We start from the raw sequence: 19,068 nt of genomic DNA, 5'->3' as shown, positions 1-19,068 counted from the left end.
CTAACAGGTTTTTAAAACCTGTTAGGGTTATAAACTTTTCATTTATTTAATAATCATCGCTAATCCGCCACCGCTAGCCAAATGATATTTTAATTTCGTTGTGGAATCAACTGTAACTATTTCTTTTTTATAATCAGTTGCCGCTTTTTCTGCGTTTATTCCATCTGAGAAGATTTCGGCTTGGAATTTTTTACCTTTTTCAAGGAAAGAAAAGTCAATTGTAATATCTCTGGAATCCCAATTTGTAATTACACCTAAATACCAAGTATTTTCTTTTTTTCTGGCAATTGAAACATATTTTCCAACTTCTCCATCAAGAGCGACGGTTTCATCAAAAGTGGTTGGGATTTTAGCAATAAAATCGGTGCTTTCCTGCTCTTTCATAAAAGCCGTTGGGCTGTCGGCCATCATTTGCAAAGGCGCTTCAAAAATAGTGTAAAGTGCCAATTGGTGACATCTGGTTCCCTGACTCATAGGAGTCGAATGACTAGGTTTGAATTCGCTTTTTGTGGCGTTTCGCATTGCACCGGGAGTGTAATCCATTGGGCCGGCCATCATTCTTATAAACGGAATGGTACAATCATAAAGCGGAACATCATCATTTGGCGTCCATTTATTATTTTCAAGACCTTTTACACCTTCAAAATTTAAAATATTTGGAAATGTTCTCTGAATTCCAGTTGGTTTGTACATGCCGTGGAAATCAATAATTAGTTTATGATTGGCTGCTTTCTGCGCAATATCATAAACGGAATTAACCATTTTTGCATCGTCACGATCTATAAAATCAACTTTAAAACCTTTTACGCCTAGTTTTGCATAATTGTCAAAAACGGCTTCTGTTTTATTATTGATTGCCATCCACGAAGCCCACAAAATAATACCAACATTTCTTTCTTTCGCGTAAGCAATTAAAGCTTCCAAATCTACATTTGGATTGTGTTTCATAATATCGGTTTCAACGCTCCAGCCTTCATCTAAAACTACATATTCAACCTTGTTTTTAGAAGCAAAATCAATATAGTATTTATAAGTCTGCGTATTGATTCCTGCTTTAAAATCGACATTGTAAATATTCCAGTCATTCCACCAATCCCAAGCCACTTTTCCGGGTTTTATCCACGAAATGTCTTTTATTCTGGATGGTTCTGCTAATTTCTGAACCATATCGTTATTGGCTAAAGCCGCATCATTTTCAGAAATAACAATCGCTCTCCATGGAAAAGTTCTTGTTCCTTTGGTTTTTACCAAATAATCGGCTCTTTCGGTAATAAGTTTGTTGAGGTAATTAAATCCGCCGTTGGTTTCTTGAGTTGGGTATTTAGAAAAACGAGACTCAAAACCTGTTTTGTTTTTATTGTTGGTGACAAATAATCCTGGATAATCTTCTAAATCTGCTTCTAGGAAAACTGCTTTTTTATGGTTTTTATAATCAATTAAAAAAGGTAAAAAAGCTAAAGTATCTTTTGCGAATTCGCTTACTTTTTTGTTTTCATAATGTGATTCAAACGAAGAAATAAATTGATCTTTCGGGTTTCTCAAATCACGAACATATGGCATTAAAGTATTGTAATCCTGATTAAAATTTAAAACTACTTCTTCTGATTTTACTGTGATCTCTTTTTCCTTTTTTGTGATAAAACGATATGCTGCACCATCATTAAAAACACGAAATTCAACTTCGAAATCATTTTTAAAGTTGATAGTCAGTTTACTGTATTGATCTTTTACGGTTTTCTTTTTATACAAAGGCGTTTCAAAAAAAGTATTAACACTTTCTTTTTTCGAATTTAAAACAACTGGATTTTTTCCTAAAACAATACTTCCATCCAAAGTTAAAGACATTTCAGACGGTGCTAAAATCAAATCTTTTTCGTGCGAAATTGACCAGAATATTTTATCATTTGCAACAATTTTAACTTCGATTTTTCCATTAGGAGAAACTACGTTAAAATCCTGTTTCTTCTGTGCGAAAGAAAAATTGATGAGTATGAAACAAAAAAGAATAAATATATTTTTCATGAGAACATTTTTAAACCATACAAGTGATGTAAGTTCATTTAAGAGCTTGACTTAAGCATTTACTAAAATGAACTTATATCACTTATATGTTGGAAATAAAATTACTTTTTCTTTAATTCTAAATTGTATTTTTTTACAATTTCGAGAGTTGATTTATCTCCGTTGAAAACAGAATTTAATCCTTGAGGTTCTTGCGGAGGATCTGTTGTTAAAGGATCACCTGGATTCCATTTTCCTGTTTCGTTAATGGCTTTTCCTTCACCGCCGTAACCCCAAAAATTTGCTGCTTGCAACGGCCCGCCATTTTTAACACTTTCTGCAACTCTTCCAAAAATATAGCTGTAAAATTTATCTCGGTAAACAGAAGAAGCTCCCGCCTTCAGATTTTCATTTTCTTTCGGAAGACCAAATTCTTCGATGATAATGGGTCTTTTTAGATTGTTAGCCACTTTGATGTGATCATCAATATATTTACCAGCATTTTCAATTGTTTTTGGCATTGTAGCTTCAGCATTGTCTGCTTTAAACCAATTCCAGTTTTTAGGCCAGATGTGCATCGTTAAATAATCGATATTAGGGTTTTGATGCGTTCTTTCGAAGATTTCCATGCTGTCGTTGGAGCTGTTTTTTCCTTCAGAACCTGTTGAAACCAAATGATTTTTGTCTAAACTGTCAATTAAATCTACAATGTTATTGAGCCATTTGGTAAATTTCACTTCGTTTTCAACCGTAAAAAGTCTAGGTTCATTTCCAACCTGCCACGACATAATTGTGTTGTCTTCGTTGTATTTCTTTTTAGAGTATGCATTTGTTCTTCCAATAATAAACTTCACATGATTATTTAAAGCTTCCATACAAGGTTCACAGCTGTGAAATTGTTCTGTGTAAGACATAAACTGAGGCCAAGTATTTGGGGGAATAGCAGGAACTGGAACTGGGCCTTTTCCATTCCATTCTAAATATTGCGACATCCCACCAGACCATTCCCAATTATTGGTTAAGTATAAAACGGCATACATATTTCGTTTTTGCATTTCATTAAGAAGAAAATCCAATCCATCCAATAAATCTTCGTCGTACTTTCCCTGTTCATATTGTAAGGCAGGACGAACTGTAAAATCATATTTTCCGCCATCAGCACCTACAAGAATACGTAAATTATCAATTCCATTTTTCTTCATTAAATCCAGTTCACGAATCAGTCTTTTTCGATCACCAATTTTCTTTGAAGCCAGCATGCTTCCATACCAATAATTGGTTCCGATATAAGCATAAGGTTTGTTGCCTTTGTAAAACTGGTTTCCTTTTACGGTAATTTTTTCCTGGGCCTGACAAGCTATTACAGCAAAAATCAGTGAGAAAGAAAGTGTTTTTAAAAATCTAGTTTTCATAGTTTATATTTTTATCGAGCTAATCCCGCTATCCGTTACAATCTTTTTGTGGCGAACCCCGCCACAAAAAGGATTTTCACTTCTATCGGGGCTAGGGCAGTCCGTTATTTTACGCGTTTTATTGTGAACCTGAAACCTGAAACAAAAAACTATTTCGGCATTTCATACATTTTCGGCAGGGAATTTAACAGCGCAGATTTAGTTTTTAAACTAAATGTTTTAAAATCACCTGCATTAGAAACAGTTCCATTCGGAACATAATAGCCATCTTTAGTATTATTCCAAAACATCACATAGCTGATTGATATAATCTGAAGATCAAATGTGGGATTATCATGCAGCGCATTGTACAAATTGCTAGAAAACCAATTGGGAACAGGTGAAGTAGTTGCAGTGATTTGATAGCCTGTTTCAGTTAAAGCAGCAATTTTTACTTTATCAAGAGCCATATTCGATATCATTTTTAGTTTAGCATTAGCTTTTCTAACACCTTCATTTCCTTGATTGTTAAAGTCGCCATAATTATCCATTCCCAATATGTCAACGTATTTGTCTCCAGGATAACGACTTAAATATCCTTCGGATGTTGTATACGAATTATCGGGAGAAAATGCATAGAGAATATTATGAACTCCTTTTGTGTTTTTTAAGTAATCAACGGTAAATTGATAGGCCTTTTTATATTCATCAGCGGTGCAGAAATCGGCTCCCCACCAAAACCAGCTTCCATCAAATTCATGAAAAGGCCTGAAAATTACAGGAATCAATTCGCCATTTGAACCTTTTAGATTTAGAATAACTTTGGCTACTTTATCTAATTTCTTTTTGTACCATTCGTTATTAACTCCGCCTGGAAGAATACTTCTAAAAGCAGTCGATTTTTGTTCAGGAGTCATATCAGCTGCATAAAAAGATTCTTCTTTATTAGGTTCTCTCAAATGCCAGCTGAAGGTGTTGATTATTCCTTTCGCGTAAGCGGCTTTAACATCGGCGGTAATTTTTTGTTCCTGCTGGTAGAACCAGTTGTTAGCTTGTTCGTTATTGTTTTTGTCTGTTATAAACATAAAATCAGAACCTAAAACAGCAGGATCAAAACCTGTATTTTTTTTGATATCTGAATCTCCTCCGGCATCTTGGTAAAAACTATTGAAAGCATCTTGCTGACCAATGGCGGTTTTGGTCTGTGCTAGTTTTTTTAAATTGTAAAATAAAGCTTTGGTTTCTGCTGTTGCACTTGGATCAACCATATAAGTCGTTACATTTGATGTTGTCAAAGGATCATATTGTGTCGGCGGATCGACTATGACTTCGTTATTCGAATCATTATCTGAAGAACATCCTGCTAAAACCAAAATGGAGAAGCTCAACAATAGGGTTTTTAAAACTGATTTTTTCATTTTAGTTTATTTTGTTTCTGAATTCAATTTTGAAAATTCTTCTTCAGAAAGTGTGGTTACTTTTATATCGTCAAAAAATACGGTTCCGTTTGTTTGTGCCAAAGCCAGCATTACTCTGATTTTTTTTGCGTCTGAGGGCACTTTAATAGCTTTTTTGTAATTGACCCAATCAGTTGTTCCTTTTGCTCGAGCGATTGTTTCACTACCGACTGATTTGTCTGCACTATTTGTAAATTCTATAATTACTGCGGCTGCTTTATAATCTTCTTTTTGATTTTCGATGCCTTCTGCTTTCATCCAGGCACTGCATTCTACTGCATAGGTATTTCTTGCTAACGAAACAGTTTGATCAAATGCTCTCCATTCTGCGCCAGTATACTGATTAATTAAAGCGCTGTTTTTTCCTGATTTTTTATCATAAGGAGAAAGCGCACCATTTTCTTGTCCGTTCCAATTGGTTAAGTCATATTCAAAACCTCCATTTTTTAGGAGATTGGTTTGTGCATCAATTAGTAAAGAGACTAGCAATAAACTAAAAAGAAAAAAATGTTTCATAACGACTTTAAATTAGAATTAGAAATGAATGAAATTAATCTTGAATTCGCTGCATAAGTTCTATACAAGCTCGTCCGTTGTGATAGGGACATTTCCAGAATCCGGCTTTGTCTTTTTTCATTGCAGTATAGTCAGGGTAAACTCCCCAAACCCATTCTCCGTTTTGCTGGTCGATTATATGTTTTTTTATGAATTTCCAGTTCTTGTAAACAATATCCAGATATTCTTCTTTTCCTGTTAATTGATAAGCGTTGTAAAAACCAATTAAAGCTTCGGCTTGAGGCCACCAATGTTTTTCTGCTATCAATTCCTCTTTTTCAGGATTGTACTCGTACCACAAACCTCCATCAGTGTCTAAACCTTCTTTGGTTGCTTCGGCAATTTGAACAGCATGTTTTTTGTAATTTGCAATCAAAGTTTCATTGCCTGAAATTTCGGCGCATTGCTGTAAAAGCCAAGCCGCTTCGATATCATGCCCGTATGAGATAACATCTGGTTTTTCTTTCCAGTTTTCATCAAAAAACAAGCGTAAATGTCCTGTTTCGGTATTGATGAAATATTTTTCAATGGTTTCCAGAAGTTCAATAATAACTTCAAGCAGTTTTTCGTCTTTCCAGACTTTATATAAATTCACATAACCTTCAATAATATGAAGATGTGTATTCATGGTTTTTTTCTCGTTGGCATCTTTGGCGCTTAGGCGTAAATCATCTATCGGCTGCCAATCTCTGGTAAAAGCTTCAAAATAACCTTTGTTGGTAGGATCATAACTGTGTTCCTGAATTTTTTGATATAGATTTTTAGCTATTTCCAGTGCTTTTTCTTCTTTCGAAATCACATAATATTCAGATAATCCATACATCGCAAAGGCTAGAGCATAAATCTGGTTTTTGGTGTCTTTTGGAGTTTTATCCTCGTTAATACTCCAAAAAAGACCTCCAAATTGTGTGTCATAAAAATAAGCCGAAAGAAATTCAAATGCTCTCGCTGCCAGTTTTTTGTGGTTTTCGTTTTTTGTGATTTGATAACTGGCAGAAAAAGTCCAAAGAATTCGGGCATTTAAAACCGAACCTTTTTCTGCATTTACAATGATATGATCGTTAAAATCGATTTGTCCAACAAAACCGCCATTTTGATCATCAATAGTACGTTCTGACCAATAATTTAATATGGAATCTAGTTCCGCGGTTAGTTCTGATTTTAAAAGCTTTGATTGTAATGACACGATATTTTAAATTGCGTTATTTCTTTCGATTTGATTGATAATGGTTTGAACAGAACCTGCAGAAACAAAAGTATCGGCAGGAGCATTTGTAACATAATCAACTAGTTTGTCTACAGTGGAAGCTGCTACATGCATTCTGGTATCTGAAGAAGCATAATATATATATACAGTTCCGTCTTCATCTTCAATCCATCCATTAGAGAATAAAACATTCGAAACGTCACCAACTCTTTCAATACCTTCCGGCCCCATAAAGTGTCCAGCAGGAACATGTGTTACTTTTGTAATGTCATTTAAATCGGTCATGAACATATACAGTGTATAACGTAATCCTGCAGCAGTGTTACGAACTCCGTGTGCTAGATGTAACCAGCCTTTTGAAGTTTTAATTGGAGCTGGTCCCAAACCATTTTTCAATTCATAAATGGTATGATATTGTTTTCCAAAAATGATTTTTTCATCTTTAACAATTGGGTTTTTCATGTCTTCTACATAACCTAAACCTATTCCGCCTCCTGATCCAACATCGATAAAACCATCTTGTGGACGTGTGTATAAAGCATATTTTCCGTTTACAAATTCTGGATGGAGTACAACATTTCGCTGTTGACCTGTATTCGAAATTAAATCGGGTAATCTTTCCCAGTTTATTAAATCTTTAGAACGTACAATTCCTGCATTGGCCACAGCCGAACTTGTATCGCCTTTTGGTGCTTTTGGATCTTTTCTTTCCGTACAGAAAATACCGTACACATAACCATCTTCGTGATGGATCAAACGCATGTCGTATACATTTGTATCTGGATCTTCAGTCTGCGGAATTATACAAGGTTTATCCCAAAATTTGAAATTATCAATTCCGTTTGGACTTTCGGCAATCGCAAAAAATGATTTTCTGTCAATTCCTTCTACACGAACAGCCAGAAGATATTTCCCCTTCCATTTCATTGCACCAGCATTGAAAGCCGCATTGATGCCGATTCTTTCTTGTAAAAAAGGATTGGTATTTTCGTTAAAATCAAAACGCCAGTTTAAAGGAGCATGCGCTGCAGTAACAACAGGGTTTTTATAACGTTCATATATACCATTTCCAGCCGTTTGTTCTGGAGTATTTTTAAGCTCAATCAGCGCTTTATGTTCTTTTTCTAATGCCGATTTTCTTTCCTGAAAAGTCGCCGAAGATGTTATTGTTGTCATATAAATTGATTTCTTTATCTGTATTGTTTGTTAATTTTGATCTCTCTTTTCGTTTAAATCCTGTTCTATGATTTGTAATTTTTCTTCTGATAAAGGGTAAAATGCTATAAAAGCAACTGAAATAGCGGCAGCAATTGCTGGCAGTATGCTTAACATTAATTGAATTCCGTTTTGAGTTGTTAAACTCTGTTCCACATTAGCCTGAAAACCAAAATAGCCTAAAAGCCATCCAGCACCAGCACCACCAATTGTCCAGCCGAATTTTTGTGACATTGATGAGGCTGAAAAAACCAATCCTGTTGCTCTTCGTCCTTGTTTCCATTCAGAATAATCGGCGCTGTCAGCATACATGGACCAGATTAAAGGGAAAATACAGCCCGCACAAATACTGATTAAAACCTGAAAACTCATGATTAGAAAAATATCTTCTTTCCCGAATAAATAGAAAATGAGACTTAGAATTGCAGCTAAAGCCATAGCTCCAAAAAACGTTTTCTTTTTACCAATTTTATTAGCAATTGGTGTCGCGATTATTACACCGATGATGTTTGCTGCTTGTCCTAAAACCAAATAAATTGAAGTTGGTGTCATATGAAAATCACTTCCAAAAAGTGAAAAATCAAAGTTGACAGCACTGCTTACATAATATTTAAAATAATAAACCGCAGCACCGTCACGAATAGAATTGAAAACCAATGCTCCAATTCCAGCGCCAAGTAAAATCCACCAAGGTTTGTTTTTCCAAAGATCTTTTAAATCTTCTTTTAGGTTATTTTGTTCGTCTGCAATAGGCTTGATTCTTTCTTTTGTGAATGCAAAACAAGCCCAGAAAAAGATAGTTGTAATGAATCCGAAAACAGCAATTGTTGACAGCCAGCCTGATTTAGAATTTAGATTTCCTCCGAAGTAATTTACTAAAGGTTCAATTAACCAAAGCGCTAATAAACTTCCGCCAAAAGCAAAAACCATTCGGTAGGAGGAAAGTGTATTTCTTTCTTTTCGATCAGAAGACATTACGCCTAAAAGTGAAGCGTAAGGAACATTGATTAAAGAATAAATCATCATCATTAAAGAATAGGTAACATAGGCATAAATGATTTTGCCTTTTTCATCAAAATCAGGTGTGTAGAAAGTTAAAACTCCAATGACGGCAAAAGGTATAGCAACCCAGAGCAAGTATGGTCTAAATTTTCCCCATTTGCTTTTGGTTCTGTCAGCTAGAATTCCAACAATTGGATCAAAGCAAGAATCCCAGATTCTGGTAATTAAGAACATAGTTCCTACTACAGCAGGCGCTAATCCAAAAACATCGGTATAGAAAAAGAGTAAATACATACTGAAAATTTTCCAGAACATAGATGAAGCAGCGTCTCCAAGACCGTAACCGATTTTTTCTTTTAAACTAATTTTGTCGTGCATTGGTTATTTTTTAAGGTTTTAATTTATTTTGGGCAGTTATTTTAATTTTTTTGGAATGTCTTTTTCAAATATAGTTTTATCTAGGTTATAAAAATCGACAAAATCTTTTTCGCTTACTTGTCCAGAAAATGGAGCATAGTAATGCATTTTTTGCTCTTTTTCCTGCCAGCCATGATTTCTCCATAATAAGACATAAGAAATTTTATAATCTCCAATTGCTTTTAATAAAGTTCCTGTCCACCATTTTGGATCTGGTACGGCTTCGTAACCTGCTTCTGCTAATGCAATCAATTTGTGTTTTTCAGTGCCTATTTTATTTAGGATTTTAAATTGTTTTTGAACTTCACTAATGAATTTTTCTCCATTTGGGTCATTGCTGTTTTGATAAGTGTCAAAACTTAAAATATCAGCATAATTATCTCCAGGATAGTTGGCTAGAAAATCGGCTTCAGTGCCAAAACTACCTGTATTGTAAACATAAATTAGATTATGAACGCCTTTTTTCTGAAGGTAGTCGAAGGTGAATTTCCAAGCCGTTTTAAATTCTTCAGGAGTACAATTTCCTTTTCCCCACCAAAACCATCCGCCGGTAAGTTCATGAAAAGGTCTGAAGAGAATCGGAATGTTTTTTCCGTTTTTATCTTTTAAAGACAGGAAGAAGACTGCTGCTTTGTCTAACCAAGAAGTGAATTTTTTATGATTTTCTCCATCAGGTAGAATTGTTTTCAGCGAATTTGGAGTATGATCCCAAGCATCTTTTCCTGTTGCAGGATTATCAAAATGCCAGCTTATGGTTGAAATCCCGCCTCTTGCATTGGCCTCAATAATATATTGCTTCATTTTGGTAAAAGGAACACCGTCTATATTATTAGGATTGTCTTTCTCTAAGCCTGCAATGTCCCATCCATAAACGGCAGGATAATCGCCAGCAACATCTTTTATATCGCTTCGTCCATCTTCATATTTCCATTTTACTCCGTACGCTAGATCGTCTTGATGACCAAATAGAAAACCTTTTTGAGATAGTATGTATAAGTTTTTATAAAGTGTTTTAGTTTCTGAAGTTGCTTTTTTATCTGAAAGTGACAAATTTGTATCACTTGGTTTTTTCTGTGATTCACAGGAAGTGCCAATTAATACAGCTGTTAGAAGCATGATAAAATGTTTTTTCATTGTCGGGTTTTTATTTGTTAATGGAGCTAAATGCTAAAGATACAATGATTTATAATTTTAAAGCCGTTTGGTTATTCCGGTCTGAAATTCTTTAGCGATTTGTCTCTAAAATTATTAAAACTATAAAAAGATATTCGATTAAAAATGATTAATGTTTATAATTAAAGCTCTTTTTAAAGAAATGATAATTTATTTTTTCAAAGATAATTGGATGAATATCGTGTAATTAATATTATTTTATCAATTATATATCATATTATTGCAGTTAAAAAAGCGAAATACTGCTTTCCTGAAAATAGTTTTTAAGATGAGTACAACAAAAAATTTTTATAGAGAAATTGCGCCTCTTTCGGCTGGTGATAGTTTTTTGGTTTTTGATCGCGTAAAAGACAGCTTTGATTTTCCTGTGCATTATCATCCCGAATTTGAAATTAATTTTATTTTAAACGGAAAAGGTGTGAAGAGAGTTGTGGGGGATAATATTGAAGAAATTGATAGTGTCGAATTGGTTTTGATTGGGCCAAATTTATATCATGGCTGGGAACTTAATAAATGTACGAGTAAAAAAATTCATGAAATAACAATTCAATTTCATAATGATTTATTTCATGAATCTTTATTGTCAAGACGTATTATGAACCCTATTCGCGATATGTTTAATCGCTCTATTCATGGTATTCTTTTTTCTAAGAAAACGGCAGAGGAATTGACTCCAAGGCTTGTGAGGTTATCGAAATTAGATGGAATGGATTATTTTTTAGAGATTACTTCTTTATTATATGATCTGGCAAATTCTAGAAATCAGCGCCTTCTTTCTACTTATACAGTAGACTATGATACTTTTGATGATTATGATAAAATGAAATTAGTTTACGAATATGTGCAGAAACATTTTGCAGAAAAAATCACTTTAGAAGATGTCGCCAATGTAGCCAGTATGTCTATTATTTCTTTTAACCGATTTATTAAAAAACGTACAGGAAAAACGTTTGTGAATTACATTAATGATATTCGAATTGGTTATGCGGCACGCTGGCTGGTAGAAAAAGATATGAGTGTTTCTGAAGTTGCATTTAAATCAGGTTTTAATAATATTGCGAACTTCAATCGCAGTTTTAAGGCAACAAAAAATTGTACGCCTAGTCAGTATAGAGAAGACTTTTCTGGTTTGAAACGTATTTTGTAATGATACTTTTTTATCACTAACAAATATTATTTTTAACGAAAACGTTTGATTTTTCGGTTTTTGTTGTTTTTTATGTATGGTTTAGGTTCTTTTGAGGATTGTTATTAAGAATAATGTAATTTTTAATGCGTTTTATTTTGATATGTGTTTTTTTATCCGTTTAAAGTAAAAATATTATCATTAAATGATATAATATTATCGATTTGATAATTCTCTCTGTTATAGATTTGTTAAATAATTTAAGAGAAAAATATACCCTGAATTTTGCTCTCTTTTATTATATGGCAATCAACAAATTTAAACTAACCAAACATTTATTATGAAAAAACTAATGACTAACCTCATTCATTGGAAGGCTAACCACAGAGCTGTTCCTTTGATATTATTTTTATTACTTACCAGTAATTTTATTACGGCTCAAGTAAAGGTTTCTGGAACAGTATCAGATGAAAAGGGATTATCGATTCCAGGTGCAAATGTATCAGTTGCAGGTTCTAAAGCAACAGTTTCTACGGATTTTGATGGTAAATATTCTATCGATGTTCCTGCAAATTCTACATTATTATTCTCTTTTATTGGATTTACCACGCAAAAGGTAGCTGTAGAAGGTAAAACAACTATAAATGTAATTTTAAAATCAAATGCTGAAGATTTAAAAGATGTAGTTGTAATTGGATATGGTACTCAAAAGAGAAAAGATGTAAATAGTGCAATTTCTAGTATCTCTTCTAAAGATATTGAAAATTTACGAGTAGCTTCTTTTGATCAGATGATGCAGGGAAAAGCGGCAGGGGTAGTCGTAAATAGTAACTCTGGAGAGCCGGGAAGTAACGTTTCTGTTAGAATTCGTGGTGTATCTTCTTTGACTGGGACTAACGAGCCTTTGTATGTAATTGATGGTGTGCCAATTTCTGGAGATGCGAGAAACTCTTCCACATCTGGAAGAAATGCACAAGGGAATACCAATTTCTCTAACAACGGAAATATTACTCAGAGTCCATTGGCGCTTATTAATCCAAATGATATTGAATCTATTGATATTTTGAAAGATGCTTCTGCTACAGCAATTTACGGTTCTAGAGGAGCAAATGGTGTTGTTATTGTTACTACAAAATCTGGAAAAAAAGGGACAGGGAAACTCTCTTTCGAAAACTCTTATACCATAAGTAACCTTCCTAAAAAATTGCATTCAATGAACTTGCAAGATTATGCAAGACACCAGAATGCTCTGGCTGATGTATATGATCCTTTGTCAAAACGTCCAGAATTTGCTCATCCAGAAGTTCTGGGTAAAGGAACAGATTGGCAAGATGCAATTTATGAAACAGGAATAATGACTTCGAATCAATTGTCTTTTTCAGGAGGTAAAGAAGGAATTAATTATTACATCTCAGGAGGTGTTTTAGATCAAGAAGGTATTGTAATTGAATCAGGGTTCAAGAGATACAATTTCAGATCTAATATCGATGCAAGAGTTAATAAATTTATTAAAGTCGGAGTTAACGTAAGTGGTGCAATTACAGACGAAAAATTAACGCTGAACGGTCAATTTAACGGAGTGGTTGCTACATCATTACTGGCGACTCCAGATGTTGCCGTAAGAGAATTGTCTGGGGCTTTTTCTGGGCCACCTGCAGGAGGAAATACTTCATTTGTAAATCCAGTTGCCACTTCTTTATTAGGATCTAATACTTTAGTTAGAAAAAATTATTCTGGAAACTTTTATACGAATATTGATATTGTAAAAGGCTTAGAATATCGTTTTGAAGCGGGTGGATACATATATGATAACTTAGGACAAAGATTTGATCCTATGTATTCTTTAGGAAATGCGGTTAAAAGTTTCGCTAACTTATTTTACAATCCGTCTAGCGGTAATTCATGGAACTTAAAAAACATGCTTACCTATCGTAATACGATTGGAAAACACAATTTTACACTTTTGGCTGTGCAAGAGTCAAATAGAGCGCATTGGGAAGGATATTCGATTACTGCAGAAGGATATACTGATAACAACAACAAAACACTTTCTGGGTCAGACTTGAGTAAAGCAGTAACAAGCGGTGTTTATTCTGGAACTCAAACTTTGGCTTCTTATTTAGGAAGGGTAGTTTATGATTATGGAGATAAATATGGAATCGCAGCTTCGATAAGAACAGATGGATCTTCAAAATTTTATACAGGAAACAAATGGGGTGTGTTTAGTTCTGCTAGTGGTTCTTGGAAGCTTTCTAATGAGTCTTTTATGGAAGGTACCAAAAAGTATGTTGATAATATCAAGTTAAGAGTAGGTTGGGGACAAACAGGTAATAACCAAATTGGTAATAACTTATATGAATCTAATTTGCATGTCGTAAATAGTTCTATGGGGACTTCTTTTTTACCATCAAATACAGAAAATAGAAATTTGAAATGGGAAACTCAGGATCAGACCAATTTAGGTTTAGATTTCACAATGTTTAATTCTAAGTTGACAGCCTCAGTAGATTTATATCAAAAAGTATCTAAAAACTTCTTGTATCAGGTTCCTTTACCAAATTTTCTTTCAGGAGGTGGTGATTATGAAGGTGGTGTAAATCCTCCTTACTTTAATCTAGGAAGCATGAAAAATAAAGGTATAGAGATTACACTTGGTTACACTGAAAAATTTTCAGATAATTTCACTTGGAATTCGAGTTTGAATTTTACTCAGTACAGAAACGAGGTTACGAATATGGCAGGATTAAATATTGTGAAAACAATGGGTACGCTGTCTTATAACACAGTAACAGTTTCTAGAACTCAGGAAGGTCTGCCGATTGGTTCGTTTGTAGGATATGAAGCTTTGGGTATTTATAGAACAGATGCAGATTTGACTACTTATGGTCACACAGATGCTAATGGTAATAAAGTGGTTTTGAAAAATGGAACAAACTCATTAATGCCAAATTTCGAAAAGGGAGATGTAATTTATAAAGACATCAATAATGATGGTGTAATTGATCAAAACGATTTAAAAGTAATTGGAAATCCAAATCCAAAATTTACTTACGGATTCACGAATAACTTTAAATATAAAAATGTTGATTTGTCTATTTTCGTTCAAGGAACTGCGGGCAATAAATTAATGAACTTGACTCGTATGTCTGGTACATTGAATAGTTTTCTGGGAACCAATTATTTAACAGAAGCATCCGATTTTTATTCTGCCACAAATGTTGATGGCAGTCTACCAAGACCTTCAAGTTATGACCATGTTAATAATGCGGTGTCATCACGTTTTATTGAAGATGGCTCTTATTTAAGAATTCAAAATGTAACTCTTGGATACTCATTACCTTCTGATATGATTTCTAAATTAAAATTATCAAGATTGAGAATTTATGCTTCTGGTCAAAACTTATTTACTTGGACAAAATACACAGGGTATGATCCTGAGGTAGGTTCTTATAACCAAGATGCTTTATTATCTGGTGTAGATAACGGTCGTTATCCTGTTCCGAGACAAATCAGTTTTGGTTTTAATGTTGAATTTTAATACGAATTAATATGAAAAATATACTAAAAAGAAGCAGTGCGTTTGGTTTGACAATGCTGTTGTTACTATCGTCTTCTTGTTCTCAGGATTTCTTAGATGTTCCTGCAGAAGCAACACCTACTATTGGAAATTATTACGACTCAGATGTGAAACTTGATAATGCAACAAACGGTTTATATCATCTGGTGTGGTTTAATATGAATAAATCTGCATTTTATGGAATTACAGATGTAATCTCAGGTAATATGTATGCAGATGTTTATAATGATTTTGGAAAATTTACGGATTTAAGTTTTACAAATTCTCAAAGTTTTGTTTCTGATGCTTGGAGATCTTGTTATGGAGCCATTGCAAATTCTAATGCCTACATTAATAGTCTACCTTCTAATGTTAGTCCAAATGTGAGTAAAGAAGCGTTGAATAATGCTATGGGAGAATCACATTTTATTAGAGCTTTCTCTTATTTCTTCTTGGTTAGATTATATGGAAATGTGCCAATCATTGAGAACAATAGTGATTATTCTTTAAATTTTGTAATACCAAGTAATCCTGTTGAAGATGTTTATAAATTTATTGAGAATGATTTGAAGTTTGCAATTGCTAATTGTAGAACTAAAAATAGAGGTTCCAATTATGCTGCAAATGCACATGTATCAAGCGGATCTGCAAAAGCACTTTTGGCTAAAGTATATTTATATGAGAAAAAATATGATTTGGCTAGGGCTTTAGCTCAAGAAGTTATTGATAGTGGCGAGTTTAAACTTTTAGGAGGCGATGCTTTGCCGACAAAATCTTTTGCTGATTTATGGCTTCAGAAAAACAATAATAATGAAGAGTCTATTTTTGCTTGGCAGTGGAACGGAAATGGGACTTATTTTGATGGAAATTTTTCTAATACCTTATTTGCTCCTGAAAATAGATTGGTAGAAACTACTTATTCTGGTCAGATTGCTCCATCACAAGATTTGATCAAAAATGTTTACGAACAAAATGATAAGAGAAGAATAGAAACCTTTATGTTGCCTGGAGACTATTATCCAAATTTAACTTATGCTGAAACGCTTGAAGTTGATGCTAAATTGATTTTAGGATATACATTTGATATTAAGTACGAAGCTCAAAACTCAGGAGCAGGATTGAAAAAATACGTAATAGGAAAAGAAAATCTGCCAATTACAGGGCCATTTAATCCGCAGTATAATGGAGAAAGCAGTATGAATAGTTATATGATGCGTTATGCAGAATTGCTATTAATCCATGCTGAGGCAATTTTAGGATCACAAACAGGTAGTACTTCAGATCCAAGAGCTCTTGCTTCTTTCAATGCAGTGCGCAGAAGAGCAGGTGTTCCAGAAAAAACATCTATTTCTTTTGATGATATTTTTAAAGAAAGACGTGCTGAATTAGCGTGTGAAGGAGATTATTACTTTGACTTAGGACGTTTGCCATTTGCTAAAGCTAAAGCAATATTAGAAGCGCAAAACAGAGGGAATAGATTGGTTGAAAAGCATATTACAATTACAGCGACAAATCTTCTATTGCCTTATCCAGCAGATGATTTAATTAAAAATCCAAAATTAAAAGAAGTAGTACCGTATACTTTTAAATAATTTTTAAAAATAAAAACATGAAAAATATAAAAATTGTTTCGCTAGTAGCATGCATTACCCTGGTACTATCTTTAGTTTTTTTGGGTTCATGCTCAAATGATGATAGTGCATCAGCTTACTCAGGTCCTCCCGTTATTGAATCTGTTTCTCCTACTGGTTATGAGACCGATGGTAGTATTAAGCCTTTTGAACCAGTTACTCTTGGTTACCCAAAAATGTATTATGTTATTCATGGTAAAGGATTTACGACGGCTACAAAAGTTACCTTTAATGATTATGAAAGCTATTTTCGTCCAACATTTGTAACAGATACAGATATTGTAGTATTAATTGATGAAAATACGCCTTATGCTAATTCATCTAATAAGTTAAAAGTAATAACGCAAAGTGGAACGGCAGTTTTTGATTTCGTTATTGCGCCACCTGTACCTACAGTGTCAGGTTTTAATCCTGTAAATGCAACTGAAGGACAGGAAGTAACAATCAAAGGGAAATATTTCTTAAATCCTATAGTTACACTTGCTAAAACTAAAACACAAGAAGCGGTTCCAGTAACGGTAGTTTCTTCTACATTAGAGAAAATTGTTATAAAAGTTCCTGCAAATGCAGATTTAAGAACTCTTGCTGTGGCAAACATATCAGGTGAAACAAAAGCTGCGTACGCAATTGGAAGTGCCATATTTGATGATGTTTCTTATTATGGGTTAGATTTTCCATCTTGGAATAATTTTACTTACGAAGTAAATGATACAGCAGAACAAGGGACAACTTATATCGCAAAAAAAATGGATCCATGGGGAAGTCTGCAAGGAAACTGGTCATGGTATGATCAACTTACTCCTTTCTCAGGATTACATGTAGCTATTAAAGCAAAAGCACCTGGAAAACTTAGTTTTGTTTTTAATGGGAATTGGGATAATAATCCGCCAATACTTGATGTTACGACAGAATGGAAAACATTTTATCTTCCTTGGTCTGTTTTAACTAATACAGATCGTGTGCAGAATATAACATTTCAAAATAGATCTGCAACTGACAAAGGAGATGGTGTAGAAAATACATTCTATATTGATAATATAGGATTTACATTAAAAGAATAAGTATAATGTTTTGATGTTAGTTTGAGAAGAGCTCCATTTCGATAGTTCGGAATGGAGTTTTTTTCTCCAACAAAAGTTTCTCCAAAAATATTCTAAATGAAAAGTTGCGGGTGTTGATGCTTGAAAAAGGCAACGCTCATGTTATGTATTACCTAATTTTTAACCTCAAAAATAATAATTATGAAAAACAACAAACTTTCAAGTATGATTACAATTAAAAGAGATTTTATTTTACTAAACATTTTTTTTCTGTTAATGGCTTTTATTGGCCAAGCTCAGGTAATTACAGGAAATAATCCATATTGTATAGCGAGTAGTCCGAGTTATACTATCGTGAATCCGCCTGCTTCTACAACTTATGATGCTGTAAATTGGTACGCAAGTACTGATTCCGGAATTACTTTCTCCGGAGATCCATCGCCTAAATCTCTTAGTAAAGTAGTGATTAAATCGGGAAATATAATTAGTGCGCCATCTTATATTTTTGCGACATTTAGTTTAGGGAGCACTGTTATTTATACAACACCAAACTTTAACTTTTCAACTCCGACTGCGCCAACACCGCCAAGTTATGTTGTAACTAAAACAAGTGATTATTGTACGTCACAATATCATATTATAACTCTAAATGTTGCAACAAATCCAGATCCAAGTCCTACTACTAATTTTAGCATAACACCAAGAACACCTGACTCAAGTATAATTATCACACAAACGTCTAAAAATGTATTTGAGTTGAAGTTGCCACTAAATGGCCAGCCCTATTTTTTGTATGATATAAGTTATACAACTTGGACTTCAGGTTGTATGTCTAATTCAGTAAGTGCAACCTCTTATAGTAATTCTGTTTCCTTGAATTTGACGAATTGCAGTAACAATACGCCACAAGTTAATTACGAAATTACAGTATCGCCAAATCCATATAGCAATGGCTATATTACAATAGTGGCTCCACAAGTCACTCAAGCGGCTACTGGAATTTGTAGAATTTATAATAACTCGGGTGTTTTGGTAAGTTCATTTTCACTAACAAATTCAAGTACAGCTTATGCTCTTAAAACGGCTGTAGGAGCATCTTTGGTTGCGGGAATGTATGTGGTTCAGGTAACGTACGCAAATGGAATTGTAAAAACAAAAAACCTAGTCGTAATTTAGTATGGTTTTTTCTTGTTAATAAAGAACTCCATTTCGAGCCAATCGTTATGGAGTTTTTTACTTCGTCAGAGAGTATTAATTATTGAATAAATTCTTTGCATTATAAATATTAAATAATATA

13 protein-coding genes are annotated in these 19,068 nt (G+C 33.8%); 5 read left to right on the top strand and 8 right to left on the bottom strand.

From position 1 onward, the window contains the following. Positions 1-42: 42 nt before the first annotated feature. The 8 genes from P2W65_RS24845 to P2W65_RS24810 form a co-directional block, all read right to left on the bottom strand. The gene (locus P2W65_RS24845; protein ID WP_289662389.1) at positions 43-2,022 is read right to left on the bottom strand and encodes a retaining alpha-galactosidase; all 1,980 of its coding nucleotides are present in this window, start codon (positions 2,020-2,022) and stop codon (positions 43-45) included. A gap of 101 nt (positions 2,023-2,123) precedes the next feature. Further along, the gene (locus P2W65_RS24840; RefSeq protein ID WP_289662388.1) at positions 2,124-3,413 is read right to left on the bottom strand and encodes a glycoside hydrolase 5 family protein; all 1,290 of its coding nucleotides are present in this window, start codon (positions 3,411-3,413) and stop codon (positions 2,124-2,126) included. Between the two features lie 149 nt (positions 3,414-3,562). Next, positions 3,563-4,810, bottom strand: coding sequence for a glycoside hydrolase family 26 protein (locus P2W65_RS24835; protein WP_289662386.1), 1,248 nt, complete (start codon positions 4,808-4,810; stop codon positions 3,563-3,565). A 6-nt stretch (positions 4,811-4,816) separates the two neighbouring features. Then, a complete protein-coding gene (locus P2W65_RS24830) occupies positions 4,817-5,365 on the bottom strand; it encodes a carbohydrate binding domain-containing protein (protein ID WP_289662384.1) in 549 nt (182 codons plus the stop codon). A 34-nt stretch (positions 5,366-5,399) separates the two neighbouring features. Next, entirely contained in the window at positions 5,400-6,590 is a 1,191-nt protein-coding gene (locus tag P2W65_RS24825; protein ID WP_289662382.1) for an AGE family epimerase/isomerase, read from the bottom strand. Between the two features lie 6 nt (positions 6,591-6,596). Next, complete coding sequence (locus tag P2W65_RS24820; RefSeq protein WP_289662380.1) at positions 6,597-7,787, bottom strand: glycoside hydrolase family 130 protein; 1,191 nt, start codon at positions 7,785-7,787, stop codon at positions 6,597-6,599. Positions 7,788-7,817: 30 nt separating this feature from the next. Next, entirely contained in the window at positions 7,818-9,206 is a 1,389-nt protein-coding gene (locus tag P2W65_RS24815; RefSeq protein ID WP_289662379.1) for an MFS transporter, read from the bottom strand. Between the two features lie 36 nt (positions 9,207-9,242). Further along, positions 9,243-10,379, bottom strand: a complete 1,137-nt coding sequence (locus tag P2W65_RS24810; protein WP_289662378.1) for a glycoside hydrolase family 26 protein — start codon at positions 10,377-10,379, stop codon at positions 9,243-9,245. Positions 10,380-10,686: 307 nt separating this feature from the next. Between P2W65_RS24810 and P2W65_RS24805 the strand changes: the two genes are divergently transcribed. The 5 genes from P2W65_RS24805 to P2W65_RS24785 all read left to right on the top strand — a co-directional run bounded on the left by P2W65_RS24805 (position 10,687) and on the right by P2W65_RS24785 (position 18,947). After that, positions 10,687-11,565 (top strand): AraC family transcriptional regulator, encoded by an 879-nt coding sequence (locus P2W65_RS24805; RefSeq protein ID WP_289662377.1) that lies wholly within the window; start codon positions 10,687-10,689, stop codon positions 11,563-11,565. Between the two features lie 319 nt (positions 11,566-11,884). Continuing rightward, a complete protein-coding gene (locus P2W65_RS24800) occupies positions 11,885-15,082 on the top strand; it encodes a SusC/RagA family TonB-linked outer membrane protein (protein ID WP_289662376.1) in 3,198 nt (1,065 codons plus the stop codon). A gap of 11 nt (positions 15,083-15,093) precedes the next feature. Continuing rightward, a complete protein-coding gene (locus P2W65_RS24795; RefSeq protein WP_289662374.1) occupies positions 15,094-16,692 on the top strand; it encodes a RagB/SusD family nutrient uptake outer membrane protein in 1,599 nt (532 codons plus the stop codon). A 17-nt stretch (positions 16,693-16,709) separates the two neighbouring features. Next, the gene (locus tag P2W65_RS24790; protein WP_289662373.1) at positions 16,710-17,792 is read left to right on the top strand and encodes a hypothetical protein; all 1,083 of its coding nucleotides are present in this window, start codon (positions 16,710-16,712) and stop codon (positions 17,790-17,792) included. A 180-nt stretch (positions 17,793-17,972) separates the two neighbouring features. After that, entirely contained in the window at positions 17,973-18,947 is a 975-nt protein-coding gene (locus P2W65_RS24785) for a T9SS type A sorting domain-containing protein (RefSeq protein WP_289662371.1), read from the top strand. Positions 18,948-19,068 lie beyond the last annotated feature (121 nt).

It is taken from the genome of Flavobacterium panacagri, from assembly GCF_030378165.1.
GTDB lineage: Bacteria > Bacteroidota > Bacteroidia > Flavobacteriales > Flavobacteriaceae > Flavobacterium > Flavobacterium panacagri.
Note: the sequence above shows the minus strand (reverse complement) of the source record. Positions and strands in the feature narration are given on the sequence as shown.

Excerpts from the sequence above, each read along its gene's own strand:
- P2W65_RS24845 (WP_289662389.1), bottom strand. The coding sequence starts at position 2,022 with ATGAAAAATATATTTATTCTTTTTTGTTTCATACTCATCAATTTTTCT.
- P2W65_RS24840 (WP_289662388.1), bottom strand. The coding sequence starts at position 3,413 with ATGAAAACTAGATTTTTAAAAACACTTTCTTTCTCACTGATTTTTGCT.
- P2W65_RS24835 (WP_289662386.1), bottom strand. The coding sequence starts at position 4,810 with ATGAAAAAATCAGTTTTAAAAACCCTATTGTTGAGCTTCTCCATTTTG.
- P2W65_RS24830 (WP_289662384.1), bottom strand. The coding sequence starts at position 5,365 with ATGAAACATTTTTTTCTTTTTAGTTTATTGCTAGTCTCTTTACTAATT.
- P2W65_RS24820 (WP_289662380.1), bottom strand. The coding sequence starts at position 7,787 with ATGACAACAATAACATCTTCGGCGACTTTTCAGGAAAGAAAATCGGCA.
- P2W65_RS24815 (WP_289662379.1), bottom strand. The coding sequence starts at position 9,206 with ATGCACGACAAAATTAGTTTAAAAGAAAAAATCGGTTACGGTCTTGGA.
- P2W65_RS24810 (WP_289662378.1), bottom strand. The coding sequence starts at position 10,379 with ATGAAAAAACATTTTATCATGCTTCTAACAGCTGTATTAATTGGCACT.
- P2W65_RS24805 (WP_289662377.1), top strand. The coding sequence starts at position 10,687 with ATGAGTACAACAAAAAATTTTTATAGAGAAATTGCGCCTCTTTCGGCT.
- P2W65_RS24800 (WP_289662376.1), top strand. The coding sequence starts at position 11,885 with ATGAAAAAACTAATGACTAACCTCATTCATTGGAAGGCTAACCACAGA.
- P2W65_RS24795 (WP_289662374.1), top strand. The coding sequence starts at position 15,094 with ATGAAAAATATACTAAAAAGAAGCAGTGCGTTTGGTTTGACAATGCTG.
- P2W65_RS24790 (WP_289662373.1), top strand. The coding sequence starts at position 16,710 with ATGAAAAATATAAAAATTGTTTCGCTAGTAGCATGCATTACCCTGGTA.
- P2W65_RS24785 (WP_289662371.1), top strand. The coding sequence starts at position 17,973 with ATGAAAAACAACAAACTTTCAAGTATGATTACAATTAAAAGAGATTTT.